General features: G+C 47.5%; 7 protein-coding genes, 2 pseudogenes and 1 riboswitch. Of the genes and pseudogenes, 3 read left to right on the top strand and 6 right to left on the bottom strand.

Annotated elements, in window-relative coordinates; translation table 11 throughout:
- A partial coding sequence (locus tag F8N00_RS15290) for an endonuclease/exonuclease/phosphatase family protein (protein WP_421018510.1) occupies positions 1-1,131 on the top strand: 1,131 nt, incomplete at its 5' end.
- A 54-nt stretch (positions 1,132-1,185) separates the two neighbouring features.
- Here the strand turns inward: F8N00_RS15290 and F8N00_RS15285 are convergent.
- A complete protein-coding gene (locus tag F8N00_RS15285) occupies positions 1,186-1,542 on the bottom strand; it encodes a hypothetical protein (protein WP_050678127.1) in 357 nt (118 codons plus the stop codon).
- A gap of 348 nt (positions 1,543-1,890) precedes the next feature.
- Between F8N00_RS15285 and F8N00_RS15280 the strand changes: the two genes are divergently transcribed.
- Entirely contained in the window at positions 1,891-2,769 is an 879-nt protein-coding gene (locus F8N00_RS15280; protein WP_023469369.1) for a CAP domain-containing protein, read from the top strand.
- Positions 2,770-2,854: 85 nt separating this feature from the next.
- Entirely contained in the window at positions 2,855-3,355 is a 501-nt protein-coding gene (locus tag F8N00_RS15275; RefSeq protein ID WP_241492559.1) for a GNAT family N-acetyltransferase, read from the top strand.
- A 59-nt stretch (positions 3,356-3,414) separates the two neighbouring features.
- Here F8N00_RS15275 and F8N00_RS15270 read toward each other — a convergent pair whose 3' ends face one another.
- From F8N00_RS15270 to F8N00_RS15250, 5 genes and pseudogenes are all read right to left on the bottom strand, one after another.
- The gene (locus tag F8N00_RS15270) at positions 3,415-4,230 is read right to left on the bottom strand and encodes a MetQ/NlpA family ABC transporter substrate-binding protein (RefSeq protein WP_421018509.1); all 816 of its coding nucleotides are present in this window, start codon (positions 4,228-4,230) and stop codon (positions 3,415-3,417) included.
- Between the two features lie 27 nt (positions 4,231-4,257).
- A complete protein-coding gene (locus tag F8N00_RS15265; protein ID WP_023469366.1) occupies positions 4,258-4,923 on the bottom strand; it encodes a methionine ABC transporter permease in 666 nt (221 codons plus the stop codon).
- Positions 4,913-5,287, bottom strand: coding sequence for an NIL domain-containing protein (locus F8N00_RS15260; RefSeq protein ID WP_421018511.1), 375 nt, complete (start codon positions 5,285-5,287; stop codon positions 4,913-4,915). The genes F8N00_RS15265 and F8N00_RS15260 overlap by 11 nt, the downstream gene beginning before the upstream one ends.
- 144 nt (positions 5,288-5,431) lie before the next feature.
- Positions 5,432-5,926: pseudogene (locus tag F8N00_RS15255) on the bottom strand (methionine ABC transporter ATP-binding protein); the annotation flags it as partial.
- A gap of 84 nt (positions 5,927-6,010) precedes the next feature.
- A riboswitch (SAM riboswitch) is annotated at positions 6,011-6,116 on the bottom strand.
- Between the two features lie 62 nt (positions 6,117-6,178).
- A pseudogene (locus F8N00_RS15250) lies at positions 6,179-6,433 on the bottom strand (aminotransferase class I/II-fold pyridoxal phosphate-dependent enzyme); the annotation flags it as partial.
- Between the last annotated feature and the right edge of the window lie 18 nt (positions 6,434-6,451).

The following is a 6,451-nucleotide window of genomic DNA, read 5'->3' as shown; positions in this document are numbered from 1 at the left end:
GACTCTGGAAAAGTCGATCGTGTCTCAGAAGGCATCGCGACATTCCTGAAGACGCCGGACATCGTCGGTTTGACAGAGATGCAGGATAATGATGGTGCGACGGATAGCGGAACAGTCGACGCATCAAAATCATTCGAGACATTGATTGCAGCAATCGAAGCAAAAACAGGTGTCCGCTATGCCTATACGGACATCGCGCCTGAAGATAAGAAAGACGGTGGACAGCCGGGTGGAAACATCCGTGTCGGATTCCTTTACAACCCGGCGCGTGTATCGCTCGCACCAGGTGAAAAAGGTGGTGCAACGGAAGCTGTTGCGGTGGAGAACGGCAAGCTGACGAAAAACCCGGGTCGCATCCAGCCGACGGATCCGAACTTCGCCAGTTCACGGAAACCACTCGTCGCGGAATTCCTCTTCAACGGTGATTCGTATCACGTCATCGTCAACCACTTCAACTCAAAAGGTGGCGACGGAGCTGACTTCGGTAAGAACCAACCGGTCGTACGTAAGAGTGAAGTCCAGCGTCATGCGATTGCGAATATCGTCCAAGATTTTGTCTCTGAATTGAAGACGGAAGTCAAAGGCTCGAACGTCGTCGTACTCGGTGACTTAAACGACTTCCAGTTCTCGAAGACGCTTGATATCTTAAAAGGCGATAACTTGTGGAACACAGTTGACGATCTGCCGGAATCAGAGCGGTACTCGTATGTCTATAACGGAAACGCTCAAGTGCTCGACCATATCTTAATCTCGAACAACTTGAAGTCGTATACGTCGTCGGATATCGTCAACATCAACTCAGAGTATATGGAAGCAGACGGTAGCGCGAGTGATCACGACCCAGCGATTATCTCGATTCAAGGTGCAGAGACGGCCGTACCGGTCAAAGGAACAGCAGAAGTCGGAAACTGGCGTGCTGTTCAAAAAGGAAAACATATCTTCATTGAACGTCAAGTAGGTTCGAAATGGGAGAAGGTCGGAGAAACACATGCCGATCAGCAAGGAGATCTTCTCGCTCTTCGTGTATCACAAGACAATCCAACCATCCAAGTGAAAACGAAAAAAGGTAAAACGCTGTGGCTTGAATTAGCGAACGGCTATAAATTACAAGAAACGAAAAACTATCAATAATATGACAACGGACCTTTTTGACGAAGAAGGTCCGTTGTTTTTTTGAAAGCGGACTTAGCGGTCCGCTTTTTTGCGTGCTGGAATTAAAAGCGAAAGAAGTGAGAGGGTGCTGATCGAGAGCGTCGAAATTAAAGCAATCGGTAGAGGAATGACGCGGAACATATAAGTGAAGTGGATCAAGATTAAGAACAGGATGATAGCAAGACCAGGAATGAATTTCTTAGAAAGTAGCATACCTGATCCAGGAACAAGCAACTCGAAACCGAGCCGTTGATTGAGTCGAACATCTTCATGTGCATTAGCCAAGCTAAACGATACGGTCAACGCGACAAGAATCATCCAGCCGGAAAATAAGTATTGTTGAATCGGTAAAAAAGCAATGGATTCATAAATGAAATACAGTAAAACCATAGGTCAACTCCTTCATATCATTATGTTATTTGGAAAAGCATTGAAAGTTTGGCTTACGAATTCTAATGATACCGAGTAAGAATTCCGAGAGCAATCAAAAATCTCGAATGATGAAATAAAAGAATGTTCACACATTTTAAGAAAAGGGAAAGATGGTTTAGTATATGTACTAAATACTTTTAAGAATCCTCTTAACGAAAGCATTTTAATAATATGAGAACGTTCTCATAAAACGTGTCTAATTTGTGAACGGAAAATGTGATTTAGACAATTAAGAGCCAATGACTGTTCGAAAGAATCATTTTCTTTTAAAATAAAGGTAATGATTAAAGGAGGCGAAACGAAGATATGAAAAAATGGTTGATCGTCGGAGTAGCAGCAGTAGCTTTTTTCGGCTACGAGAACATTCCAATGGAACAGGCAGAAGCCGATTATCCGAAAAGTGGCGGCAAGCTGATTGATCGATATAGCAGTGAATATCCAGGTTACGACTGGGAAGTCAGGCGGACGTCCAGCGAAGAATTCGTATCGTTGACGAAGGACGGTAAGGAATACGGAAAGTACCGATTTAAAAATGGTATAACAACGCAAGGGGCAGTCTTGAACAAGGATACGGAATCATCGCTGAAGAAAAAAGGATGGACCGCAGTGAAATCCTACCGTAAAGGCAACACGAACTACATGTTGAACCTGGATCATGCAGCCGTCTATGAGAAGAAGGGGAATTACGTCACCTATTTCTTCGACCAACATGATGGGAATAAGGTGAAAGCGACACTGTCGATTCCGAAAGACGTCGAAGCGAAGAAAAAGGGTTTCTATGGTACGGCTTCGAATGCGTTACGAACGACGGATGAGAAGCTGATGCTACGATTGATGAACTGGGAACGGGCTGACTACAAGTTAAATCCGTTGGCTCCGTATACGGCACTGAAGCCAGTGACACGCGGTCATAGCGAAAATATGGCGAAGAATAATTTCTTCGCACATACGGATCCGCAAGGGCGTGATCCGTTCGACCGGATGAAGCGTGAAGGCATCAGGTTCAGCTATGCTGGTGAAAATCTATCAATGGGCTATCCGAATGTCTTTGCATCACATTGGGGCTTAATGAATTCAAAAGGGCACCGAGAAAATATTTTGAAAAAAGAGTACAAACAAGCTGACATCGGTGTGGCTTTCCGGAGTAACGCGCCATACTTCACGATTAATTTCCGAACACCTTAAAATAGAAAAATGGAGGACGATATTTCACGATGTCGTCCTCTTTTTCATGAAGCGATGTGTTTTACACTAAAGGCAGGAGGTGGGGATGTTGGAAATCCGTCGATTGAATCCAGAAGATGCAGTACTCTATAAAGCGTTGCGATTAGAAGCCTTACGAAACCATCCTGAGGCATTTGGCTCTGATTATGAATCAGAAAAAGATCGATCCGTCGAACGGTACGCAACTCGTCTTGAAAGCGAACAGTCGATGACGTTTGGTGCGTTTCATGAAAATGAACTCGTCGGTGTCGTCACCATCGTCTGCTCCGAGCCGTTCAAGATGCGACATCGAGCGAATGTATTTGCGATGTACGTCACGCCACGCGCCCGAAAACAACAGGTCGGACGACAACTCGTAGAAGAGGCATTACGTACATTAAAGCATCATCCTCTAATTGAGCAAGTCCATCTCTCGGTCGTCCGGACGAACGAAGCTGCTAAAGCGTTGTACCGGTCGCTTGGTTTTGAATCATACGCGATTGAACCACGGGCGCTGAAAATCGATGATACCTATCATGATGAAGAACTGATGTGGTATCGGTTCTAACACCAAACGACCGGAATTCAAAGAGATGATCTCTCCTTGAATTCCGGTCGTTTTTTACATCAGTTTGCCCATTCAGGCTTGCTGAAGCCTTTGAATGATTTTTCGATGACTGTATTGAAGGCGTCCGATTCGACGGCTGCTTTTAAGTCTTTTGCGACTTGTTTGTCCGCATCTTTCGTTTGGACAGCGACGAGGTTACGGTATTGTTCGTCCATCGTCTCAAGTGCTAACGCATCAAGTAAGTCGAATTTCGCAGCAAGTGCGAAGTTTCCTGGAACGGCTGAGATGTCGACACTTTCAACAGCGCGTGGCAGTTGAGCCGCTTCAAGTGGTTTGATGACGAGTTTCTTCGGATTCTTGACGATATCTTTTTCTGAAACGGTCAGTGGATCAGCGTCCGGCTTGAGTTCAATCCAGCCTTGTTCCGCAAGCAAGTTCAGTGCCCGTGCTTGGTTCGTCGGATCATTCGGCGTCGCGACTTCAGCACCTGTCTTGACGTCGTCAAGTGTCTTCGCTGTCTTGCTGTATAGTCCCATCGGTGCTGTCGGAACCGTGATCAGTCCTTTTAAGTCGAGATTCTTTTCTTTAGAAAACGTCTTGAGATAGACCGAGTGTTGGAACAAGTTGGCGTCGATATTGCCGCTACCGAGGGCGATGTTCGGTTGAATGTAATCGCTGAACTCGACGATTTCGACTTTATAGCCTTTCTTTTCGAGTTGTGGCTGAATCGCTTGTTTGACCATGTCGCTATACGGACCGCTCGTCGCCCCGATCTTGATCGTCTTGTTTTTTTCATCAGCGCTGCTGTCTCCACATCCTGCGAGGACTCCTGCACCGAGTAAGGCTGTTGCTAAAAAGGCATATCGTTTTTTCATGATTCCACTCTCCCTTTGCATGTATGATTAGCGTTTATCTGTTTTTCGCGCCAGTTGATTGCCAAGTGCTTGAATACTTTGAACGATGACGATGAGCACGACGATCGTCACGATCATGATGAGATTATCGTAGCGATAGTAACCGAAACGGATCGCGAGGTCACCGACACCACCGCCGCCGACGATACCAGCCATCGCTGAGAAGCCAATCAAGCTGATCGTCGTTAATGTGATGCCCTGAATGATGCCAGGGAGTGCTTCCGGTAAGAGGACACTGACGATGATCCGCAAGGGTTTCGCCCCACAGGCTTCCGCTGCTTCGATTAGACCAGGCGGAATTTCACGGAGTGATGTTTCGACGAGTCGCGCGAGAAATGGAATCGCTGCGACACTGAGACTGACAGATGCTGCCGTCGGACCGATCGTATTGTCGAGTAAGAACTTCGTCAACGGAATGAGGGCGACCAACAAGATAATGAACGGTAGCGACCGGACGATGTTGACGACGAAGTCAAGAACACGGCGGACGGCAAGGTTTTGAAAAAATAATCCGCGGTCGGTGACGAACAAGAGAATTCCGAGCGGAATCCCGACGACCAATGCGAAAGCAAGTGAAATTCCGACCATCCATGCTGTCTCGCCGAGTGCCTTCAAGAGTTCAGGTAACATCGTTTGAATACGATCAAGCCACATCCTGAATCACCTCGAGTGCATGAAGTTCCGTCGCGAGCCAGTCGAGGGCAGGAGCGATTTGATCGGATGATCCCGTCAAGCTGACAATGAGGACACCGAAGGCGACGTCTTGAATATAGTCGACCTTGCCGTGCAAGATACTGACTGAGATATCGTAACGGCGGATCGCTTCTGATAACGTACTCTCACCGGTCTTCTCGCCCGTGAACTGCAAGCGGATGATCTTGCCTGGGGTTGCCTGTAAGATGCGTTCCGGCAATTCGATTTGTAGTGCCGTATCGACATAATGTTGCGTCACCGGATGCTTAGCTTGACTGAACAAGTCATAGGTTGAGGCGACTTCAACGACTTCACCTTGTGACATGACCGCGACACGATGGCAAATCTGTTTGACGACATCAATCTCATGCGTGATGAGGACGATCGTCAACCCGAGTCGTTCATTCAAATCCTTCAGCAGTTCAAGGATCTGTAGTGTCGTAACGGGGTCAAGAGCGGATGTCGCTTCATCACATAACAAGACGGTCGGATTGTTTGCGAGTGCCCGGGCAATCCCGACGCGCTGTTTCTGCCCACCGCTTAATTGACTCGGGAAGTTCGTCTCAAATCCTTCAAGTCCGACGAGCGAGACGAGTTCGCGAATCCGCTCCGGGAAATCTGCTCGTTTGACGCCAGCGGCCTTGAGCGCAAAAGCGATGTTATCCGCGACGTTGCGCGACTGGATCAATTAGAAATGCTGAAAGATCATTCCTGTCCGCAAGCGAAGTTGACGCAAATCTGCTTTTGACATCCCGCCGAGCGAGACACCGTCGACCTTGACGGTTCCTTGTGTCGGATGCTCGAGCCCGTTGATTAGGCGAAGCAACGTACTTTTACCGGCACCAGACTCTCCAATGATTCCGAAGATTTCTCCTTTTTGAATCGTCAAATCGACATCCCGTAAGGCAAAAATCGGGGTCCGGTCTCGGACGAACCGTTTTGTAATGTGTTTGAATTCAATCATCCGCTCATCTCCTCATACAAAAAAAGTCGCTTTTTCCTAGTAGCGGAGCAACCAGAAAAAAGCGACGAAAGTGTAAGATTTCGTAACTTATCTCTCAGAATGAAAATCATTCTGTAGGATGTGGCACCGTTCCTTACAGGTGGTTGCCGGACGTCGTTGGGCCTAATCCCTCGGTCGCTCTCGATAAGTAGTTATGCTGTTGGGATTTACTTTAACGGAAATGATTCCCATCTGTCAAATGTTTTTTCAGAATTATTCCGCAACAGGTGTCCGGAACAGGTTGAGCGTTCCGATTCGATCGACGGCTTCTTCTAGACGTTCAACGTCAGCAATCAAACTGATCCGGACGTAGCCTTCACCGTATTCGCCGAAGAAGGATCCAGGGGTCACAGCGACATGTGCTTCGTCAAGCAGGTGATCCGTGAAGCTTTGGGACGTATAACCTTCCGGAACAGGAAGCCAGACGAAGAAGGAACCGCCCGGTCGTGGTCCACTCCAACCTGTCTCTTATACACATCTCCGAGC

The sequence above is a fragment of the Exiguobacterium sp. A1_3_1 genome (genome assembly GCF_048985645.1).
GTDB classification, from domain to species: Bacteria; Bacillota; Bacilli; order Exiguobacteriales; family Exiguobacteriaceae; genus Exiguobacterium_A; species Exiguobacterium_A indicum.
Note: the sequence above shows the minus strand (reverse complement) of the source record. Positions and strands in the feature narration are given on the sequence as shown.